Here is a 21483-nt window from a genome sequence, read left to right as displayed (position 1 = left end):
GAGCCATATGCCTGAGCGCTCGTCCACCACAAGGAACCCTCGTTTTGCCTACCTCTGACGTTTCCACGCACAACCCGAACAACAACAGCGTGCAGACTTTTGCCTCGCCTTTTGAAGCCCCATTGGAGTCCCACACTCCCATGATGGCGCAATACATACGCCTGAAAAAAGACTACCCCGACACCCTGGTGCTCTACCGCATGGGTGACTTTTATGAAGTCTTCTGGGAAGACGCCGAAAAAGCCGCACGTCTGCTGGACATCACACTGACCACGCGCGGCCAGTCGGCAGGTTTTCCCGTGGCGATGGCGGGCGTTCCTTTTCACGCACTGGAAAGCTATCTGGGCCGCCTGATCAAGATGGGGGAATCGGTCGCAATCTGCGAGCAGGTCGGTGAAGTCGGTGCCAGCAAGGGGCCTGTGGAGCGCAAGGTGGTACGCGTGGTCACACCTGGCACGCTCACGGACACCGAACTGCTCAGCGACAAGCAGGAAGCCATGCTGCTGGCCCTGCACACGGCAGGACGTCAGCGCTGCGGTCTGGCCTGGATGAGCGTCACGCAAGGCCGCATCCACATGGCGGAATGCGAGCAGGATGAACTGGGCGAATGGCTGGCACGCATTGGCCCCAGCGAAGTGATCTACAGCGCGGGCGTGACCGAGCGCTTTGAGCAAAACCTGTTCGCCCTCAAGCACAGCGGCGCTGTGGCCTGCCCCCTGTCTCCACGCCCTGACTGGCAGTTTGATACGGGACTGGGTGAGCGCAAGCTGCTGGAGCTGCTGGGCGCATCCAGCCTCAAGGCCTGGGAGGCTGAAGACCTGCCGCTGGCCCATGCTGCCAGCGCTGCGCTGCTCAGCTATGCCGAGCACACACAAGGCCGCAACCTCACGCACATCCACAGCATCCGCGTGCAGCGCGATGACCAGCTGATCAACCTGCCACCCACTACGCGCCGCAATCTGGAGCTGGTGAAAACCTTGCGTGGCGAAGACAGCCCCACGCTGTTTTCGCTACTGGACACCTGCATGACCGGCATGGGCAGCCGCCTGCTCAAGAGCTGGCTGCTCGAGCCCAAGCGCGACCGGGCTGAACCCATGGCCCGCCTGGGTGCCATCGATGTACTGCGCGGCAACGATGCGCTGGGCGGCACCATGCCCTGGCAGGCGCTGCGTGCTGAACTGAAGGGTGTGAGCGACGTGGAACGCATCACCGCACGCACGGCGCTGCGCCAGGTGCGCCCGCGCGAGCTGGTTGCACTGGGTAAAACGCTGCAAAAAGCGCAGCTGCTTGCGCAGACACCACAAGCTCCATCAGCCTATTTGAATCAAATTTTTCAGGACCTGCTGCCACCCGAAGGTTGCGCCGATCTGCTGGCTGCCGCCATCATGGAAGAACCTGCTGCTCTGGTGCGCGATGGCGGCGTGATTGCACGCGGCTTTGATGCCGAGCTGGACGAGCTGCGCGGCATTCAGGAAAACTGCGATGAATTCCTGCTTGAACTCGAAGCCAAGGAAAAGCTGTTCACCAACATCCCCAATCTGCGCGTGCAGTTCAACAAGGTGCATGGCTTCTACATCGAGGTCACGAACAGCTATAAGGACATGGTGCCTGCGCACTACCAGCGCCGCCAGACGCTCAAGAACTGCGAGCGCTACATCACACCCGAACTCAAAGCGTTCGAAGACAAGGCCCTGTCTGCACAAGAGCGTGCACTGCAGCGCGAGAAGTTCCTCTACGAGCAGCTGCTGGATCAACTGCAGCCCCATGTGCCGGGCCTCACACGCGTGGCGCAGGCCATTGCAGCGCTGGACGTGCTGTGCACACTGGCTGAGCGTTCACTCACGCTGAACTGGAGCAGGCCCGAGTTCACCAGCGTGCCATGCATTGAGATTGAAGCAGGCCGCCACCCTGTGGTGGAGGCGCGCATGGCGGAGACATCCAGCGGCAGCTTCATCCCCAACCACACGCGCATGAATGTGAATACGCGCATGCAGATCATTACCGGCCCGAACATGGGCGGTAAATCGACCTATATGCGGCAGGTGGCCCTCATCGTGCTGCTGGCCAGCATAGGCAGCTATGTGCCAGCTGCAGGCTGTCGCCTGGGGCCGATTGACGCCATCCACACGCGTATTGGCGCGGCAGACGATCTGGCCAACGCCCAGTCCACCTTCATGATGGAAATGACCGAGGCCGCGCAGATTCTGCACGCTGCCACGCCCCACTCCCTGGTGCTGATGGATGAAATCGGCCGTGGCACCAGCACTTTTGACGGGCTGGCACTGGCTTCGGGCATTGCCATGCAGCTGCATGACCGCACCAAGGCTTTCACCCTGTTTGCCACACACTACTTTGAGCTGACCGAGCTGCCCGCCAAGGCCAAGGCAGCGGTGAATGTGCACGTAGGCGCGGCCGAATCTGGCAGCGACATTGTCTTCCTGCACGAGATTCAACCCGGCCCTGCTTCGCGCAGCTACGGTGTGCAGGTCGCCAAGCTCGCCGGCATGCCTGCAGCAGTGCTCAACCACGCACGCCACACGCTGGAAGCGCTGGAAGCGCGTGACGAAGCCGACAAGGCACAGGTGGACCTGTTTGCAGCGCCCCCCATGCCGGAATCTGCCTTGCAGGCCACGCCCGTGGAAGATGCACTGGCGCAGCTCAACCCCGATGCACTCAGCCCGCGCGAGGCGCTGGAGGCGCTGTATCAGCTCAAAAAGCTGGCACAGCGCAGCTAACAGACCAAGCCTGCGTCACATGGGTGATGGACAAAAGCTGGTGCCTGCTGACAATCAACGCTCTTGCGTCCGTTTGCAGCACCCGTTCTTTGCCCCATGCAGCCCCTGATCTTTGCCCACGCCAACAGCTTTCCCGCAGGCACCTACCGCTATCTGTTTGCGCTGCTGCGTGAGCGCGGCTTTGATGTGCAAGCGCTGGAACGCTTTGGTCATGATGCACGCTACCCCGTCACCAGCAACTGGCCGCATCTGGTGCAGCAGCTCGCTGACTTTACCCAGCCACTGGTGCAGCGCTGGGGCCAGCCTGCGCTGTTTCTGGGGCATTCACTGGGTGGATTTGTCAGCCTGATGCTGGCCGCCCAGCACCCGGCACTGGCCAGTGGCGTGCTGATGCTGGACTCACCACTGATCAACGGCTGGCGCGCCAAGTCACTGGAAATGGCCAAGCGCACCCAGCTGATAGATAGCCTCTCGCCCGGCAAGATCAGCCGCAAGCGCCGCAATATCTGGAACACGCGGGAGGAAGCGCTGGCGCTGTTTCAAAGCAAGAAGTCATTTGCCAGGTGGCACCCACAGATGCTGCAGGACTATGTAACGCATGGCTTGACGCCTACTGATGACGCTCGCCTGACCCTGTTCTTTAGCCGCGAAGAAGAAACCGCCATCTACAACACCCTGCCCCACAACCTGGGCCAGCTGCTGCACCTGCACCCACTGCACTGCCCTGTGGGTTTTATTGGCGGACTGCAGTCCAAAGAAATGAAGCAGGTCGGCATGGACATGACACAGAAGGTCACGCGCGGGCGCATCATGATGCTCGAAGGCAGCCACCTCTTTCCCATGGAGCACCCGGAGGCCACCGCTGCCGCCATTGAAGCGCAGTGGCGCAATTTGCAGATTGCGGCTAGCCTTCGCAAAAACTGAAGCGGCTAGCGCTGACCTATCAAGGGTTTGAAGCACAAATGACTTTCAAACTATTGAATGACAAGCGCTAGCCGCTATACTTTTAGATAGTGCAAGCGTTCCTGCGGAAAACCGGTTAACTGAACATGGCATGCTCTACGCAAAATGCAATCAAATCCTGATCGGTTTGCACGCCCAGTTTTTTCATGGCCGAGCGCTTTTGCGTACTCACGGTTTTCACGCTTCGGTTCAGATTCTGCGCAATTTGTGCCACACCTTCTCCGCGAACAAAAAGTCTTAGCACCTCAAACTCTCTGGGCGAGAGGGTGTTGACCTTTTCTTCTATCGTGTCTTTTCCGGCGCTTTCCTGCTCCTGCTTGGAATAGCTTTGTGGGTAATATTTATTGCCCAATCTCACGTTGTAAATAGCGCCGGTAATTTCCGTGAGTTTTTCGTGCTTCAGCAGGACACCCCACACGCCAGCCGAGTACAGCTCAGCCAGAATCATGGGATTGCTGACCATGGTTAGCACCAGAATTTTGGCTTCTGGAAAATTTCTCACCAGATATTCCACAAAGCGAATGCCATCCCCATACTGGCTGTCCCCTGGCATGGTGTAGTCGGTAATCACAATATCCGGGATAGATTCCCTGAGCGCACGCACCAGCTCACTGGAGTTGGAGACTGCCTGCTCCACTTCGATATTGACATCCCGGCTTAAAAACTCCTGTACCCCAGCCAACGTCAAGGGGTGGTCATCTGCCAAATAAACGCGTAGTTTTTTTAATGAACTGACAGCCATTTTTGAAATTCCATGCTTTAAATTTTTCCCCCCTGTCACACCTCAGAGAGCAGTTGATGCAGTGCTTCCAGCACATCGGCGACATCAGACTGCGCACTGTCAGTCAGGCCATGCGCTTTGAGTGATTCTTCAAGTTTTTGCAGTCGCTGCGCCAGCACCACATGCCCCACATCCACCAAGGCACCACTCATGCGGTGCACGGCATATACGACTTTGTCAGCCTGACCCTGCTTAAGGGCGTCGGATAAGGTGCCGACGTCCTGAAGCATGGTTTCCAGAAACAGCTGCCGGTATTTCGCCGGAACCTGGACCTTCGCCCCAGCAGGCTCCTGCCCCACATCAGCAGTTACACCGTCAGCATGGATCCCTTGGAACTGCTGCAAAAGCTTGGCCAGTGCATCCAGTGTGATGGGCTTGACCACGCAGACATCCATGCCCACGTCGCGGCAGCGCTGCTTTTCATCCTGCATGGCATTGGCCGTAATCCCCACAATGGGGCTGCGCACCCCTTCGGCCCGCAATGTCCGCGCCAGTTCATAGCCGTTCATGCGCGGCATGTTCACATCGGTCAGCACCACGTCATGCGCCTCCATGTCCCACATCGCCAGCGCATCTTCCCCATCATCGGCCAGCGTGACCTGACACCCCAGCTGCTCCAGCTGATCACGCAGCGTCATCTGGTTGATCGGGTTGTCCTCTGCTACCAGCACTTTCAGGCCCAGCTGGCGCTGGGTGAGTAGCTCCTGCTGCACGAGCGCCACATTCAGCAGCAAACGTTCAAGGCCCTGCGCAATGCTCAGCACACTCTGGCCATCAATCTCCGGGTGTGACGAGGGCTCCTGCATGGGGTCCAGACACAGATACAGCCCCGTCCACTGCGCAGGCTGGCTGCTGCGATGCATGAACAGATCTATCCACGCTGCGGCCTCCTGGTGCGCCATCAAGGCATCTTTGCCATCTTCCGCAACCTCAACCTCTGCTCCCCAGAAGCGCAGCCATGCAGCCAGATTCCGGCTCAAGGCATCATGTGGCGTGCGAACCACCACCTGGCAGCCCTTCAGATTTGGCTGCTGCGATGCACGTGCTGCCTGCACCTTCAGCGGCAACTCCAGCGTAAAACAGCTGCCAATCTGATATTCGCTGCGCACATGTATGGATGCATCCATCAGCTTGGCCAGACGCTCACAGATCGACAGTCCCAAGCCTGCCCCCTGCCCGGTATGTGCGCGGCCTTCGACCATGAAGAAGGGCTGGAACAAATGCCCCAGCTGCTCTTTTTCAATGCCGATGCCCGTGTCATACACCTCAAAGCGCATCTGCACCCGGCCAGCCTCAACCTGATGCGCGTGCACTTGAACCGCCACGCGCCCTACATCCGTGAACTTGATGGCATTGCTCACCAGATTGCTCAGTATCTGGCGGATGCGTACTGCATCACCCTCTACCAGTGCAGGAATGTCTAGGTCTACACACGAGAACAGCAGCAAGCCCTTGCGCTGCGCCATGCCTGCATAGGAGCGCAGACAGTTCTGCACCAGCTCCCGCGGGCTGAAAGTGGTCAGCTCCAGGCTCAGCTGCCCCGCTTCAATCTTGCCCATATCCAGAATGTCACTGATCAGCTGCAGCAACAACTGCGATGCTTCCTGGATACGTCCCACATACAGGCGCTGGCGTGCATCCATCTCGGTCGATGTCAGCAACTCCACCGTACCCTGCAAGCCGTACAGCGGTGTACGAATTTCGTGGCTCATGGTCGACAGAAACATGGACTTGGCTTCACTGGCTTCACTGGCCTCATCCGCTGCCTGTTTGGCCCGCGCCAGCTCCTGCTCAATCTGCACGCGGTCTGTCATATCCATAAAGGCACACACCATCACCCGCTGCTCGCGGTAGACCGAAGGGGCATAGGCCAGGGACAGGTGCTTGTCCGCTACCTGCCAAGCACCGTGTGACACGCCAGGGGCACCCATGCTGCAGATGTGCTTCAACTGCTGGCCCATGCCTGCACCTGCAGCGCTGCTTTGCGCGAGGTCCAGCCAGCGCTGGGCAATCGTGTTGATGAAGACCACAGCACCTGTGTCTCTTTGCAGCACGCAAAGCCCGACAGGAGCGGTTTCCACCAGGGTGCGATTGAAGGCATCGCTTTCCATGATCTGGCGCTGTGCTTCCTCCGCCGGCGCAAGTACATGACGTCTATACCAGCGTGTGTACCAGATGCCGCCTATCACCAGCCACAGCATCACCATCGCTCCGCCTGCCAGCAGCCACCAGTTTTTATAAAAGAAACTGCGGTAGCTCACCAGCGCCGAGCCTGTCCAGTCGCCACGTGCGTCCTGCCCTTTCCAGACCAGTCCATCCATACGCAGCGATAGACCCAGACTGTGTTGCACCGGCGGCACCCCCTCTCCCATCAGCACACCCTGGTCTCTGTGTGCCAGCCAGAAGGCATAGCCATCACCGCTGTGACCACGGTGTTTGAAGGCATTCAGGCGTTCCCTGCTGAGCAGGCTGGCCAGAAAAACATCTGCAGGCGACGTGCCTTGGCGCGACCACAGTCCTTCCTGAAATCCTGCAGCCAGCACCCCCACCATTTTTTCCGGCGCACCCGGTATGGCAAACCATTGCACCTTGGGATCGACATGAGCATGCAATGCATCCCTGGCTGCATCGTGGGCCAGTACGGGCACATCACCACTTTGCAAGGCATCTCGAACCACACGGGTGGTACTGCGGTAGACGTCCACGCTGATGGGCTCATAGCCAGCAAATGCGCCAATGGCAGGCACGCCCAGACTGAGATCCTCTGTGCGGGACACAAAGAACACGGCAGCTGCCGGAAAGTAGGAAGAGGCCCAGTAGGTAGCGTAAAAGTTTGCCAGATAGGAGCCGAGTGAAAGCACCGTAGCGTTGGAGCCCTGGCAGGCAGCGGATGGTGCACATGCAAAAGTAAACGGCAGATCAACCGCCGACTCCTGCCCTTCGTAGAGCTGCACATCCCAGCCACTGGGTGCAGGGAGTTTTCTCAGCTCTGCGGCCTGCGCGACAGGTACCCGGCGAACCATTTCGCTCTGGTGCTGCAGCTGGTGCAGAAAGTCCTCCTGCTCTTGCAGGTAGGCGATCAAAGCATTGAAATCCAGCTCCAGACGGGATCTTTCCTGCTCCAGGACTCTCATGCCCCCCATAGCAAAGCCCCCAGCAACAGCAAGGCCACGGGCAACAAGCCCATCAGGGCCAAGGTCTGTCAGCGTGCATTTCGTGTCAATCGTGCAAACGGTGCCTAGTCCATTTTTTATGTAGCTTCCAGCGAATGACATGAATATATCTGACATACAGCTTGAAACTGTGCCCCATATTCAATAGTTTTAATTATTCAGAAAAAACAAAAAATATCAGAAAAAGCACCGCAGCAATACAGGACTTGTCTGTCAAAGCGCTTAGACAAAATCCTGCAAAATCTTAATAACCTCATGCATCGCCATAGGTTTTCCCACCATTTTTGTCGCCCCTGCTGCCTTGCCCTGCACCGCAGTTGCTTCGGCCATGGCTGCGGTCATACAGATAATCGGGCGCCCGTATCCACGACTTCTCAAGGCTGCGGTCATTTCAAGCCCATTTAATATCGGCATATTCCAGTCCGTAAAGATCAAATCAAAGCTCATGATGTTCTGCAGTTGCAGGGCTTCTTTGCCGTTCTGCACAGACTCCACCTCGCAGCCAAGCTGCTGCAGCTGCTCGATCAGAATCATTCGTGTCACAGGGTGGTCTTCCACTACCAGCACGCGCAAATGCATAGGTGTTCGGACATGCCCCGGCTGCTTTGCAGCTGCACTGTCCGCCCTCTGCAACCCAGCCTCCTGCGCCATCTGTATGGCACGCCCCATCTCCAGCAAACTGTATGCACTGACCTGCCAGGTGTTTGCAGCAGATGTCTGCTCCACAGCCTGCGATAAAGGTTGAGCCAGCACTCTGGGGCCACTCCAGTCGGCGATGGACTGCGTAGGTGGCCATGTTTCCAGCAAGACTGCCCCTTCCTGCTCGGGCAGATCCGCACGATACGGCAGGGCCTTGGCCCCCCAGCGCCTCAGCCAGGCACAGGTCAAAGCCACAGCATCTGAAGCCCCCCCACGCACATACACAGGCGCTGCCAGCAGTTGCGGCATACCGTCGGTCTCGCTGCTTGGGTCTACTGGCACACGCAGTTCCAGCTCCATGCAGGTTCCTACGCCCAGCTGGCTCTTGGCGTTCAGCCTGGCCTGCAACACCTGAGCCAGGCGCGCGCAAATAGACAATCCCAGACCTGTGCCGCGAAATGCATTCGCCCCTTCCACCCTGAAGTAAGGCTCAAACACACGCTGCACGTTTTCCGCCGTCATGCCAATTCCGGTATCTATCACCTGAAACCGCAAGCCGACCTGCTCTTGTGCAGTCGCCTCACTGTGCAGGCGCAGCAAAACACTGCCAGACTCGGTGAACTTGATGGCATTGTTGACAAAGTTATCAAGCACCTGCCGCACCAGCTGCACATGCCCCAGCACACGCGCAGGGGTCGAGGCATCCACCATGCAATACAGCTGCAAGCCCTTGCTCTCAGCACGCATGGCGAAACTGGACACCACCTCCTCCACCAGCTGCAGCGGGGAAAACGGAGCCTGCTCCAGAGACTGATGCCCGGCTTCAATGCGCGCCAGATCCAGCGTGTTGTTCACAGTGGCCAGCAATGCATTCGATGAGTGCTGCAATGCGTCCAGATAGCGGCGCTGCTGTGCGGTGATCGATGTCAGAGCAAGCAGCTCCAGCGAGCCCATCACACCGTACAAAGGCGTGCGGATCTCGTGGCTCATGGTGGTGAGAAAGTCTGTCTTGGCCTGGCATGCAAGCTCGGCCTCCTGCTTGGCCGCCATCAAGCTCTGCTCCGCCTGCTTGAGTCTGGTGACATCGTGGAGCGTGCACAGCACTGCGGCCTCCCCCTCGTAGCGCAAAGGGGTCAAAGTCACCTGCAGCACCTGGCCATCCTCACGGTGCCATTCCTGCTCAAAAGAGGAAAGCGATTCATGCGGCAGCGCGCGAAGCAACTGCTCAGGCAGCCAGTCACGCCCCTGCGCATTGGACAGCAGCAAGGCATGGTCACGGCGGCGCACCAGCGCCAGTCCAACAGGCGTGGCATGCAGCAGCGCGTGGTTCAATGCCACACTTTCTGCCAGCTGCTTCATATGTGCGCTGGCAGGCTGCAGCATGCGTCGGTGAATCTGGCGGCTGCCGCTGCAGATACCCACCAGTGCCAGCACAAACAGCCCGAATGCCCAACTCCACCTGGGCAGCACATCCTTGAGCAGCTGGTCACGTGGCATGAAGTAGCGCAGACGCCAGCCGGCATCCCCCACCGACTTGCTCAGCACAAAGCGCTCCAAATACGAGTGCCCAGGCTCGGATGCAAAGCCATCTTCTTCAGTGAGATCCAGATAAGCAGACTGTGGCGCGCCTGCACCGAACACAATGGGCTGGCCATCGGGCGCATACAGCGCAAAGCTGCTGCCATGCAGATGAGAAAAATCCAGCCGGGAAGCAATATCAGAAATGGCAATGCCCAGCCAGCCAGCTTGTGGGTCTGAAGCATCCAGCGGCAAATACATGAACAGCTTTTTCACCGTTGTACCGGGAGGGGTAAGCCATACCACCGGTGCAGCCTCGCCAGGGCGAAGCTGGCCTGTCTGCGCAGACAGCCTGTCGTGAATCCAGCGCTGCGTCTGCTCACTCAATGTGAAAGAGGATGGCCGCTCATCCCTCAGCACCACCTGGGTAGTACCAGTGTCCATCGCGGTGTAGACCAGTTCTACCTGCGCCTGCTCCAGTGCCTCAAAAGCACGAGGCATCAAGACCAGCGACCACTGAAAGCGATCTGCACCATCACGCAAGGGGAAAAGCCGGATTTGCTGTGACGACCCCAGGCGGCTGGGCATCTCACTGGCAGACAACTTCTTCAGATTGGGCACCACCGAAGCCGCGGTGGCACGCAGGAGCTGCTCACGCTGATCAAAAAATATCTGGGTGCTATAGGCTGCGGCATTCATCTGCCGCCGGTACTGGGAACTGTTCTTCTCGATCAGCCAATAGCCATAAAAAACTGTCATCACGCCCAGGCACAACAGCACGGCCGCCGTCATACCGTAGAGCAGTACAACAGGCAGCCATGTCATCTTGCGAACCGTCAAGCGCAGCGATCGCGGAGCTTCCTCCTTGAGCGGAAAAATCATCGGTGGATGCTATGCACCACACCTCCCGCAAAAGTTCGGAAGAATCTTAAAGTGTGTAGGTACCGGCTCATCCAGCTTGGCCTCGAACGCTGAGATGCACATGTGCTTGTAAAAAAAAGAAGCGCCTTGCGCTTATAAAACCTTGGTCTGCATGTGTTTTGCTTTTGAAAGCAAGTTCACGCCAGCGCCAATAGCTATTCTTTTTGCAAAGGAACAAGCAAATGGCTCTCGACTACCTCGATTTTGAATACAGCGAAGACGAAGATGGCAACGGCACCTGGGACGCCATGGCCAGCGTGACCGACAGCCGCTGGCAAGCGCTGCTGGGCGAAGTACAGCAAGTGCTGCACTGGGCCAGCCAGGACTATCTTGGCCGCCGCGGCCCCTTGGATGAAGGTGGTGACTGGGACTACGACCTCAGCGCCCAGGATGATGACAGTGGCCGCCCGCTGCGCATCCGCTGGCAGGACGCACAAGGCGTGATGGATGCAGAGCCTCCACAGCCTGGCGGCTACGGCACCGTGACCCTGACCCTCTCAGGCACCGCAGATTTTGGTGATGCACTGCGCCAGGCCTTTGACCTGGAATGAGTCGAACTGTTAGTACCCCAGAGCTCGCGCCTGTGGTCTGCCATAGCCAGACACCACCGCCAAGATCGACAGTCTTTCCCGCCAAGTCTGTGCGACCCACTGCTGCAGACGCTGCACATGCATAGCCCTGCAGACACACACATTCCGATGATGCAGTGGTGCTTGCCCAGCGCACTCAAAGGGCAAGCGCACACCATATACACAACACCTGCCACACAACACCTGCAGACCTGCATGCAGGGCGGCTGTCAGCAGGCCATCAAAGCAAGCTGCCATTGCGCAGTCCCTCGAAGTAGGTCTGCATTTTTTGCCGATGGCATGCATGGATGGTGCATGTAAAGCCATCGCCCCACCTTGACAGCACCGCCTTGCATCGCTGCACCGCCCCCTGCATTCCATGCTCCACGCCCTTTGACTCAGGGGCCTGCTGCGCCTTGTGATGGGCAAGCTCTTTCTGAATGTTGCGGACCCAGGTAAACACACATCCCGATCAGTGCTCAATCCGCAATATCGGAATCAACAGACAGTGAACTATCTACAGGTCACAAGCCCATTCACAAAAGCAGCACACGATTTTTGCGATTCAGAATCGTCTTAGTCCGAACAAGGTGCCCATTTCATAACATTCGTCTGTGCCCAACAAATTGAGTCAAAAAAAAGCGAATCAGGCTAAGACGAAATTTAGAAGGCGTTTCTAACCTTTAACCATGAATATGGAGCAAAAAATGAACCGTAAAGTAATTCGCACAGGTATGGCCGTCGCTTTGTTGGGTCTGGTTTCCCCCTTCGCTATGGCAAGCACTATTACCTTTGATGGTGAAGTGACCGACCAAACTTGTACTTTCTCAGTAGCCGGTAATACCGACCCTATCGTTTTGCTGCCCAGCGTTGCACAAAGCGATCTGGCAGGTGGCGTTGGCAACACTGCCGGTGAAACCAAGTTCACCATCGAAGTGACAGGCTGCACACCTTCGCAGACCGCAGAAAGCTTTAAGACCGTTTTCTCGGCAGTGGGCCCTGTAACTACCAACGGCAACCTGGATAACACCAGCGCTAACGGCGCAACCGGCGTGTCTCTGCAGCTGTTTGATGACGCAGCCAACCAGGCAATGCCTCTGTCTAACGGCCCTGCCGAAGCCAGCCCATTTACGCTGGAAGCCAACAGCAGCAGCACCTCGGCGACTTACACCGTGCGCTACTACTCTGAATCGACTGCACCTACCGTTGGTCCTGTTTCCGGCGCTGTGATGTACGCAGTGCGTTACGAGTAATCTTGAGCCACTGAGAGTGGCAAGCAAGTAAAACATGCATATTTGATACATGACGTGCCACAGGCATTTTGAAAATCCGGGCACGACATATCAAAGGTGATATGAGAATAAAGCTTTACAAAGCCACTCGATAAAAACTAAAAACCGCTTCCCTCATTTTGAGGAAGCGGTTTTTTTCATATGCTAAGAGCCCTGCATAGCGATGAAAAAAGCCCGTTTGTGAATTGCAAACGGGCTTTTTACCTGAACTCTTTCGCCAGAATCTGACGCTTGGCGGTTGTGGCACATCTATAAAATCGACAGCTTCAAATGCTGGAGCGGGTGAAGGGAATCGAACCCTCGTATCAAGCTTGGGAAGCTGGCGTTCTACCATTGAACTACACCCGCCGCTGGGAGATGCGCTGTGCGCCGACATCTGCGGCAAACAACGGTCATTAATCTATCACAGACCAAGCCGCACATACCCAAGGCACGGCACGAATACTGCAAGAAATTTCGTACATGAACACAAGAACCGCCATTCCTCCCTATGCCATCTTGATGGTCTGCATGGGTAACATCTGCCGCAGCCCGACCGCACATGGCGTCATGCGCGACATGATCCGGCGCAAGGGCTGGGAGGACCGGCTGCAGGTCGACTCCTGTGGCACCCACGCCTACCACGTCGGTGAAGCACCCGACCTGCGCAGCCAAAAGCATGCGCTGCAGCGTGGCTATGACCTGAGTAATCTGCGTGCGCGCCAGCTCACACGTGAGGACTTTGTACGCTTTGATCTGGTGCTGGTCATGGACCACGAAAACATGGCCCGTGCGCAGGCACTGTGCCCACCCACACAGCGCCAGAAGCTGCACCGCCTGACCGAGTTCTGTCAGGAAATGCGCAGTGCTGTCGTGCCTGACCCCTATTACGGCGGAGACCAGGGCTTTGAACATGTGCTGGATCTGATCGAAGATGCCTGCCAGGGCGTGCTGCGCCACATCGAGCGTGAGCATGTGCAGCTCCCGCTGAACCATTGAGACGCTTCAGGGCGGGTTACCCGCCCTTGCTGGCTTCCTCTAATTGCAGGAAAACCTAGCAAAAACCCTTAAAACACCCATAAAAAACAAAAAAATTTCGCCGGTGACAGGCAACTCGTCACAAACACGTCAGCAACGCAGAAGCATGCTCCGTAGAATCGCGCACCTGTGCATTCCTATAAGCCCACAGACAAAGGCCACACGCCTTCTGTGCTGTCCCGGGCACATACCGCGCTTTTGGAGACACCATGCAAGCACTTCTACGACTTTCACGGGGGATCGACCAGCTCAATGCCTGGGTCGGTAAATACGTCATCTGGCTGATTCTTGCGGCCACCATCATCAGCGGCATCAACGCCGTTGTGCGCAAGATGTTCAACGCCAGTTCCAATGCTTTTCTGGAAGTGCAGTGGTACCTGTTTGCCGCCTCGTTCCTGCTGGCTGCAGGCTACACCCTGCTGGAAAAAGAACACGTCAAGGTGGATGTCATCAATGCCAAGCTGTCGCTGCGCACCCGTGTGTGGATTGATGTGCTGGGCTTTGCGTTCTTTCTCACCCCCATGTGCCTGGTCATTCTGTACTACGGCATTCCCTTCTTCTTGCAGGCCTATCAGTCGGGCGAAATGTCCAGCAATGCCGGGGGCCTGATCCGCTGGCCTGTCTATCTGATGATGCCGCTGGGCTTTGGCCTGCTGCTGCTGCAAGGCCTGTCGGAGCTGATCAAACGCATTGCCTTTCTGATGGGGCTGATTGACGACCCCACCGTCAAGGTCGTGAGCAAAACGCCGGAAGAAGAGCTGGCAGAAGCCATCCGCAAGGCCGAAGAAGAAGCGGCGCGCAACGCGGCCAAGAGCGCCTAAGCGCCACAGGGAGACAACACCATGGAATTCATTGCCAACAACATGGCCCCGATCATGTTCGCGGGGCTGATCTGCTTCCTGCTGCTGGGCTTTCCCGTAGCATTCAGCCTGGGCGCCTGCGGCCTGTTCTTTGCGGTCATCGGTATCGAGCTGGGCGTACTGCCTGAGGCGCTGCTGCAGGCGCTGCCGCTGCGCATCTACGGCATCATGCAGAACGAAACCATGCTGGCCATTCCGTTCTTCACGCTCATGGGTCTGATTCTTGAGCGCAGCGGCATGGCCGAGGACCTGCTGGACACCGTGGGCCAGCTGTTTGGCCCCATTCGCGGCGGCGTGGCCATTGCCGTGATTCTGGTGGGTGCCATGCTGGCAGCGACCACCGGCGTGGTGGCCGCGTCCGTGATCTCGATGGGCCTGATCTCGCTGCCCATCATGATGCGCTACGGCTATGACCGCCGCATAGCCTCCGGCGTAATTGCTGCATCTGGCACGCTGGCGCAGATCATTCCACCTTCGCTGGTGCTGATCATTCTGGCTGACCAGCTGGGCCGCAGCGTGGGCGACATGTACAAGGGCGCCTTTGTCCCCGGCTTCATGCTGGTGGGCTTTTACATGCTGTTCATTTTCCTGCTGGCCTTCTTCAAACCACACATGGTGCCTGCCCTGCCTCCAGAGGCACGCAGCCTGAAGGAAAAAGATGGCTCCAGCGGCCTGACTTCGCTGCTGGTGCTCACCGTACTGTGCGTGGCGATGTCGGTGTTTGCGGCACAGAACATGCCCACCATCCACACCTGGTTCACCGGTGAAGTGGTGGAAAAAGTGGCTACCGATGAAACCATTGTGTTTGCCATGTGCTTTGGCGTGGCCTTGGCCTTTGTGGCGGCATCCATCAACCGCCTGACAGGCATGGGCCTGCTGTCGCAAGTGGCGGAAAAAGTCACTTTTGTGCTGATTCCCCCGCTGCTGCTGATCTTCCTGGTGCTGGGCACGATCTTCCTGGGCATTGCCACCCCCACCGAAGGTGGTGCCATGGGTGCCATCGGCGCCATGGTGATGGCGATTGCACGCCGCCGCCTGAGCTTGACGCTGCTCAAGCAGGCGCTGATGTCCACCACCAAGCTGTCGTGCTTTGTGATGTTCATCCTGATCGGCGCGACCATGTTTGGCCTGACCTTCCAGGGTGTGGACGGCCCGCTGTGGGTGGAGCACCTGCTGGCAGATCTGCCTGGCGGCCAGCTGGGCTTCCTGATCCTGGTGAACATCATGGTGTTCATCCTGGCGTTCTTCCTGGACTTCTTTGAGCTGTCCTTCATCGTGGTGCCCCTGCTGGCCCCCGTGGCAGACAAGCTGGGCATTGACCTGATCTGGTTCGGTGTGCTGCTGGCGGTGAACATGCAGACTTCCTTCATGCACCCACCGTTTGGCTTTGCGCTGTTCTTCCTGCGCTCGGTCGCTCCCGACAAGGAATACACCGACAAGGTCACGCAAAAGCGCATTGCGCCGGTAACAACCACACAGATCTACATGGGTGCTATTCCCTTCCTGTGCATCCAGCTTCTCATGGTAGGGCTGATCATTGCCTTCCCGGGCATTGTGTCCAGCGGCCTGGATGAGAAGGTGGAATACGACCTGGATGCCATCCGCGAACAGATGGAATCCAGCATGCCTGCCATGGACTTTGACAACCCCTACTTCCAGCCGGAAGAAGGCTCTGAGCAGGCTGACGATGACCCGCTCAAGGCTTTGCAGGAGTCCATGGGCCAGTAAAAGGCAGGCAGACGCTGCACATGCTCACAGCCCCTGTACGCTGCGGTGTACAGGGGCTTTCTCATTGTTTAATGGACTGCATCAACCATCAAAAATATAGCTATCAGCGCTTATAAATAAAAGAATTCAAAACGATTTATATCTAAAAACCTTATTTATCAAGCGCTGGCAGCTATCTTTTTTTTACCCCGGTGCAGCATGGGTGAATGCTGCCATGCCTGCCACCGCAGTTCTGTACACTTCGCGGCGGGTGCCCACCACATCAGGTGGTGATGGCAGGTCATTCAGGTACAGGTCGGGCCGCCTGTACCGCACAGCACACGTGCGTCTGACCTGCCCCTACTGCGCGCCGCCCTGATGCGGCCTGCGCTGCTTGCCTGCATGCCATGCGCCGGGCAGGTCCGGCTGCTCGTGGTGTTGTCTTCAGCAACAAGGAGCACTATGCCGCCACACGAGAACACCTCTTCTCCCATCCATCCGCAGTTCCCTGCACCCAGCCCCGATATTCCACCGCTGCATCGCGTCACCATGAAGGCATCTTCTGCCTTTGCGCGCATGCTGCACATTGAGGCCATGAGCGGCATCGTGCTGCTGATCGCCGCAGCCATTGCGCTGATCTGGGCCAACTCTCCCTGGGCGGCCAGCTACTTTGCCACTTGGCATGCACCGCTGGCCTTGACTTTGGGACCCTGGACCTGGAGCACAGACCTGCACTTTTTCGTCAACGACGTGCTGATGACCATCTTCTTTCTGGTCGTTGGCATGGAAATTCGCCGTGAGATGTACAACGGCGCGCTGGCCGATGTGCGCCAGGCGCTGCTGCCCATCATTGCCGCGCTGGGCGGCGTGGTTGTGCCTGCGCTGATCTATGTGGCACTGGCCAGAGGTGATGCACAGCTGCTCAATGGCTGGGCCATTCCTACCGCTACGGACATCGCCTTTGCCGTCGGCGTGCTGGCCCTGCTGGGTAAATCCATTCCCGGGCCGCTGCGCATCTTCCTGCTGGCACTGGCCATCATTGATGACATCGTGGCCGTGCTCATCATCGCCTTCTTCTACTCGGGCGGTCTGGACTACAGCGGCTTTGGCATTGCGCTGGTCGGTCTGGTGCTGGTGCTGCTGTTCAACCGCATGGGCGTAGCTGCTGCATGGGCCTATGTGGTGCCCGGCGCCATCCTGTGGCTGGGCCTGCTGCACACCGGTGCACACCCCACGCTGGCGGGGGTGGTGCTGGGTTTGATGACGCCCGTAACCATGCGCCCTGCTCAGCGCCACCACCTGGATGTGGCTGAGCAAGCGCTGACACGCATTCGCAGCCATGCACAGCGCGGGCAGTTTGAGGTGGATGTGCTGCACCATGAGCTGCGCATTGCCACCACGGCCCAGCGTGACCTGCTGCCTCCTGTGTTCCGCCTGCCAGCCATACTGCACCCCTGGGTGGCGTTTGGGGTGATGCCCATCTTCGCCCTGGCCAACGCTGGCGTGCAGTTTGGTGGCATGGATCTGGCAGCCACCGGCCCGCACACTGTGTTCTGGGGTGTGCTGCTGGCACTGGTGCTGGGCAAACCGCTGGGCGTGTTTCTTGCCACCTTCCTCGCCGTCAAATCTGGCGTCAGCCCCCTGCCCGAAGGCATCAACTGGCGCGGCGTGCTGCTGGTCGGTGTGCTGGCGGGTATCGGCTTTACCATGGCCATTTTTGTCGGTGGCCTGGCGTTCAGTGATGCAGCTTTGCTCAGCGCAGCCAAGCTGGGCATTCTGGCCGCCTCCGCCACGGCGGCGATTGTGGGCCTGGTGTATGGCTTTATCGTTCGCCACAAGCTGAACGATTAAGCCCCACGGGCCTGTAAAAAAGCCGGAGTGCTCTTGCGAGCCTCCGGCTTTTTGCCTGTCTGGACATGACCCTTTTATATGACTATTCGTGGCGCAGGGCTTCGATCGGATCCAGGCGCGCAGCACGGCGTGCAGGAAAATAACCAAACACCACACCAATCGCTGCCGAAAACACAAAGGACAGCAGGTTCACCGTAGGGTTGAACACAAACGGCACCTGCATGACCTGTGCCAAGCCCACAGAAGCCACCGCAGCAATCGCAATACCGATCAGCCCCCCCAGTGCGGCCAGCACCACGGCTTCAATCAAAAACTGCAGCAGCACTTCGCGCTCCAGCGCGCCAATGGCCAGGCGCAGGCCAATTTCGCGCGTGCGCTCCGTCACGCTCACCAGCATGATGTTCATGATGCCAATGCCGCCCACCAGCAAACTCACCGCAGCCACAGCGCCGAGCAAGGTGGTCATGACCTTGGTCGTTCCCGCCATGGTGTCGGCCAGCTGCTTGGTATCCAGCACGTTGAAATTGTCTTCATCCGTGGGTGAGAGCTTGCGCAGCTCGCGCAGCAGGTCACGCAGGCTGGACTTCACACGCTCAGGGTCACTGTCCTCCGCCATGGACACCAGCAGGGTGTTGACGCGGTTGTTACCCGTCACACGGCGCTGCAGGGTCTTGAGCGGAATCAGCACCATGTCGTCCTGGTCATTGCCGAAAGCGCCCTGACCTTTGGAGTCCAGCACCCCGATCACATTGCACGAGAAGGCTTTTACGCGCAGCTGCTGCCCCAGCACATCGGGCGAGCTGCCAAACAGCTCCCGGTGCAAAGTGGCACCGATGATGCACACCGAAGCGCCCGCACGCTCTTCCTCAGGTGAGAACTCCCGGCCCTGAGCCAGCTTCCAGTTACCGGTTTTGAGCCATTCATTGCTGCTGCCAATCACGCTGGACGACCAGTTGCGGCCATCCGCGACCAGCGTGGTGCTGGCGCGTGCTTCAGGGGCTACGGCCGCAATGCCGCCGATCTGCTGGGCAATGGCTTCAGCATCTGTATCCTTGAAGGCTGGTGCTGGTGCAGCGCCGGGCCCCAGGCGCTGGCCCCCGCGAATTTGCAGCAAATTGGTGCCAAGGCCCTGAATCTGCTGCTGCACTGCCAGCGTAGCGCCATTGCCCAGCGTGACCATGGTGATCACCGCACTCACGCCGATCACAATGCCCAGAATGGTCAGGAACGAGCGCAGCAGGTTGCGGCGAATGGAGCGCAGCGCCAGCAAGATAGTGTTGAAAAACATCAGACGCCCTCCCCTTGACCCGCGGCTGCACCCGCCTGCGCAGCCTCACGGCGCAGCGCCAGTGGCTCATTGCGCACATCGGAATCCAGCAGACCATCCTTGAAGCGCACAATGCGCCGCGCGTAAGCCGCCATCTCTGGCTCGTGGGTCACCATGAGCACGGTAATGCCCTGCTCATGGTTGAGCTTCCACAGCAGCTCCATGATTTCTTCACTGCGCTGGGTATCCAGATTGCCGGTAGGCTCGTCTGCCAGCAGCACGGTGGGGCTGCTCACAATGGCGCGGGCAATGGCCACGCGCTGCTGCTGACCACCCGAGAGTTCTGCAGGCGTGTGGTGCTCCCAGCCCTTGAGGCCCACGGCTTCCAGCGCCCGGGCTGCCGCTTCCTTGCGCTGCTGGGCAGACTCGCCGCGGTACAGCAGAGGCAGCTCCACGTTTTCCTGCGCCGTGGTGCGGGGCAGCAGGTGAAAGCCCTGGAACACAAAGCCAAAGTAGCGGCGGCGCAGGCGAGCACGCTCGTCACGGTCCAGCCCTTCCACGTGCACGCCCTTGAACAGGTATTCACCGGAGGTGGGTCTATCCAGACAGCCCAGCGTATTCATGGCCGTGGACTTGCCCGAGCCGCTTGGGCCCATGATGGCGACGAAATCGCCCTGCTCAATATCAAGGTCAAAACCCTTGAGCGCCTTGAACGCCAGGCCTCCTTCGCCATAGACCTTGACGATGTTGCGCAGCCGGATCAGCGGCACACCACCGCTGTCTGTGTGCAGCGCCTGCGTCATTTGGCGACTCCGCTACGCTGGTCGGTAATCACCTGTGCACCTTCGGTGAGCTTGTCGCTCTGCACCTCGGTCATGCGGCCATCGCTCAGGCCCGTCTTGACCTGCACAGCCACAGGCGCATTGTTTTCCAGCACCCAGACATAGCGGGTCTGGCCTGCACCCAGTGCTTCGCTGCCACCCATGCCACGGCTGCCACGCATGCGCTGGGGCATGAGCTGGCCCATGATGCCGCCGCTATTGCCAGAAGCACCTGCACCCTGCGGACGGGGGCCGCGTTCACCATTGGGGCCTTCGGCACCGGGGCCATCCTGCTTGGCACCAGGTACAGCGGGAGGCTGCATCCCCACCGGCGTAAAGCGCAGCGCCGCATTAGGCACCAGCACCACATCCTTGCGCTCATTGGTGTGGATGGTGGCCGATGCTGTCATGCCGGGGCGCAGCGACAAATCGTCATTGCTCACATCCAGACGGGCTAGATAAGTCACCACGTTGTCGGTCTTGGTCGAGCCATAGTCCACACGCGTCACCTTGGCGGGATAGGTACGCGAAGGATGGGCGCTGACGGTAAAGCTGGCACGCTGGCCTTCCTGCACCTGACCGATATCCGCTTCGTCCACCGAGACTTCCAGACGCAGCTTTTGCAGATCTTCAGCCACGGTGAACAGGGTCACGGCCTGCAGCGAGGCAGCCACGGCATTGCCGGGGTCTACGCTGCGCGTCAGGATCACGCCATCAATGGGTGACTTGATCGATGCCTTGGAAAGATTGGTTTCATCGGTCTTGAGTGCAGCACGGGCATCTGCCACCGATGCCTGGGCCGCAGCTTCTTCCGCCACGGCACGCTCTACCGCTGCACGGGCGCTATCCAGTTCAGAAGCCGAGGGCACTTTGCCACCCGAGAGGCGGTGCACTTCTTCCTGGCGCGCCAGATTGGCGCGTGCTTCCTTGAGCGAAGCCTGTGTCTGCTGCAGGCGGGCCTGCGCCGATGCCACCGATGCCTTGGAACGGTTGAGCTGGGCCTGCAGCTTGTCGGTATCAAGCTCGACCAGCACCTGCCCCTTCTTGACCTTGTCGTTCACATCGACCAGCACATTGCGCACCGTACCTGACAGTTCAGAGCCAATGTTCACCGTGCGCGTAGGCTGCAGCGTGCCATTGGCCGCCACAGTCAAGGACAGATCGCCACGCTTGGCCTGCTGCGTCACATACTGGGGCTTGGCATTGGCTTCCTTGTGGCTCTGCCAGAACAGATAGCCGCCCACTGCACCTGCAATGGCCACGGCACCGATCCAGACTGTGGGGCTTTGCCACCAGCGGCGGGACAGACCATCGCCCAACAGCTCTTGTACTTCCTTGGCGCTGCTTGTGGTGTTTTTCTTTGTCATGG

At 58.7% G+C, this 21483-nt stretch carries 15 protein-coding genes and 1 tRNA gene; 8 read left to right on the top strand and 8 right to left on the bottom strand.

What is annotated here, in order from left to right; genetic code table 11:
* Positions 1 to 140: 140 nt before the first annotated feature.
* Complete coding sequence (mutS, locus tag B5M06_RS10835) at positions 141 to 2735, top strand: DNA mismatch repair protein MutS (RefSeq protein WP_054066648.1); 2595 nt, start codon at positions 141 to 143, stop codon at positions 2733 to 2735.
* Positions 2736 to 2831: 96 nt separating this feature from the next.
* Positions 2832 to 3659, top strand: coding sequence for an alpha/beta fold hydrolase (locus B5M06_RS10830; protein WP_054066647.1), 828 nt, complete (start codon positions 2832 to 2834; stop codon positions 3657 to 3659).
* Positions 3660 to 3774: 115 nt separating this feature from the next.
* Here B5M06_RS10830 and B5M06_RS10825 read toward each other — a convergent pair whose 3' ends face one another.
* The 3 genes from B5M06_RS10825 to B5M06_RS10815 form a co-directional block, all read right to left on the bottom strand.
* Positions 3775 to 4440 carry a response regulator gene (locus B5M06_RS10825; RefSeq protein WP_054066646.1) on the bottom strand — a complete coding sequence of 222 codons (666 nt, stop codon included), beginning with the start codon at positions 4438 to 4440 and terminating at the stop codon, positions 3775 to 3777.
* Between the two features lie 35 nt (positions 4441 to 4475).
* Positions 4476 to 7613 carry a hybrid sensor histidine kinase/response regulator gene (locus B5M06_RS10820; protein ID WP_162777427.1) on the bottom strand — a complete coding sequence of 1046 codons (3138 nt, stop codon included), beginning with the start codon at positions 7611 to 7613 and terminating at the stop codon, positions 4476 to 4478.
* Between the two features lie 261 nt (positions 7614 to 7874).
* A complete protein-coding gene (locus B5M06_RS10815; RefSeq protein WP_162777426.1) occupies positions 7875 to 10634 on the bottom strand; it encodes a response regulator in 2760 nt (919 codons plus the stop codon).
* 278 nt (positions 10635 to 10912) lie between these two features.
* Here B5M06_RS10815 and B5M06_RS10810 point away from each other — a divergent pair, with 278 nt between their 5' ends.
* The gene (locus B5M06_RS10810) at positions 10913 to 11281 is read left to right on the top strand and encodes a hypothetical protein (RefSeq protein ID WP_054066644.1); all 369 of its coding nucleotides are present in this window, start codon (positions 10913 to 10915) and stop codon (positions 11279 to 11281) included.
* 259 nt (positions 11282 to 11540) lie between these two features.
* Here the strand turns inward: B5M06_RS10810 and B5M06_RS10805 are convergent, their stop codons facing one another.
* Positions 11541 to 11762 (bottom strand): hypothetical protein, encoded by a 222-nt coding sequence (locus B5M06_RS10805; protein ID WP_054066643.1) that lies wholly within the window; start codon positions 11760 to 11762, stop codon positions 11541 to 11543.
* A 244-nt stretch (positions 11763 to 12006) separates the two neighbouring features.
* Here B5M06_RS10805 and B5M06_RS10800 point away from each other — a divergent pair, with 244 nt between their 5' ends.
* Positions 12007 to 12552, top strand: a complete 546-nt coding sequence (locus B5M06_RS10800) for a fimbrial protein (protein ID WP_151043143.1) — start codon at positions 12007 to 12009, stop codon at positions 12550 to 12552.
* 313 nt (positions 12553 to 12865) lie between these two features.
* Here B5M06_RS10800 and B5M06_RS10795 read toward each other — a convergent pair.
* A tRNA-Gly gene (locus tag B5M06_RS10795) sits at positions 12866 to 12939 on the bottom strand.
* 114 nt (positions 12940 to 13053) lie between these two features.
* On the opposite strand from B5M06_RS10795, the gene B5M06_RS10790 reads away from it, so the two are divergent.
* The 4 genes from B5M06_RS10790 (at position 13054) to nhaA (ending at position 18026) form a co-directional block, all read left to right on the top strand.
* Positions 13054 to 13569, top strand: coding sequence for a low molecular weight protein-tyrosine-phosphatase (locus B5M06_RS10790; RefSeq protein ID WP_054066684.1), 516 nt, complete (start codon positions 13054 to 13056; stop codon positions 13567 to 13569).
* Positions 13570 to 13817: 248 nt separating this feature from the next.
* Positions 13818 to 14429 (top strand): TRAP transporter small permease subunit, encoded by a 612-nt coding sequence (locus B5M06_RS10785; RefSeq protein WP_054066685.1) that lies wholly within the window; start codon positions 13818 to 13820, stop codon positions 14427 to 14429.
* 21 nt (positions 14430 to 14450) lie between these two features.
* A complete protein-coding gene (locus B5M06_RS10780; RefSeq protein ID WP_054066686.1) occupies positions 14451 to 16196 on the top strand; it encodes a TRAP transporter large permease in 1746 nt (581 codons plus the stop codon).
* A 441-nt stretch (positions 16197 to 16637) separates the two neighbouring features.
* A complete protein-coding gene (gene nhaA, locus B5M06_RS10775) occupies positions 16638 to 18026 on the top strand; it encodes a Na+/H+ antiporter NhaA (protein WP_420809968.1) in 1389 nt (462 codons plus the stop codon).
* Positions 18027 to 18108: 82 nt separating this feature from the next.
* On the opposite strand, the gene B5M06_RS10770 is transcribed toward nhaA, so the two are convergent.
* From B5M06_RS10770 to B5M06_RS10760, 3 genes are read right to left on the bottom strand one after another with little or no spacing between them, the layout of a single operon-like run.
* Positions 18109 to 19314 carry an ABC transporter permease gene (locus tag B5M06_RS10770; RefSeq protein ID WP_054066687.1) on the bottom strand — a complete coding sequence of 402 codons (1206 nt, stop codon included), beginning with the start codon at positions 19312 to 19314 and terminating at the stop codon, positions 18109 to 18111.
* A complete protein-coding gene (locus tag B5M06_RS10765) occupies positions 19314 to 20096 on the bottom strand; it encodes an ABC transporter ATP-binding protein (RefSeq protein ID WP_054066688.1) in 783 nt (260 codons plus the stop codon). The genes B5M06_RS10770 and B5M06_RS10765 overlap by 1 nt, the downstream gene beginning before the upstream one ends.
* Positions 20093 to 21481, bottom strand: coding sequence for an efflux RND transporter periplasmic adaptor subunit (locus tag B5M06_RS10760; protein ID WP_054066689.1), 1389 nt, complete (start codon positions 21479 to 21481; stop codon positions 20093 to 20095). The genes B5M06_RS10765 and B5M06_RS10760 overlap by 4 nt, the downstream gene beginning before the upstream one ends.
* Positions 21482 to 21483 lie beyond the last annotated feature (2 nt).

This window comes from Comamonas kerstersii (genome assembly GCF_002056725.1).
In the GTDB taxonomy this organism is placed as follows: Bacteria; Pseudomonadota; Gammaproteobacteria; order Burkholderiales; family Burkholderiaceae_C; genus Comamonas; species Comamonas kerstersii.
The sequence above is the reverse complement of the archived record's forward strand: the minus strand, read 5'-3'. Positions and strand labels throughout refer to the sequence as shown.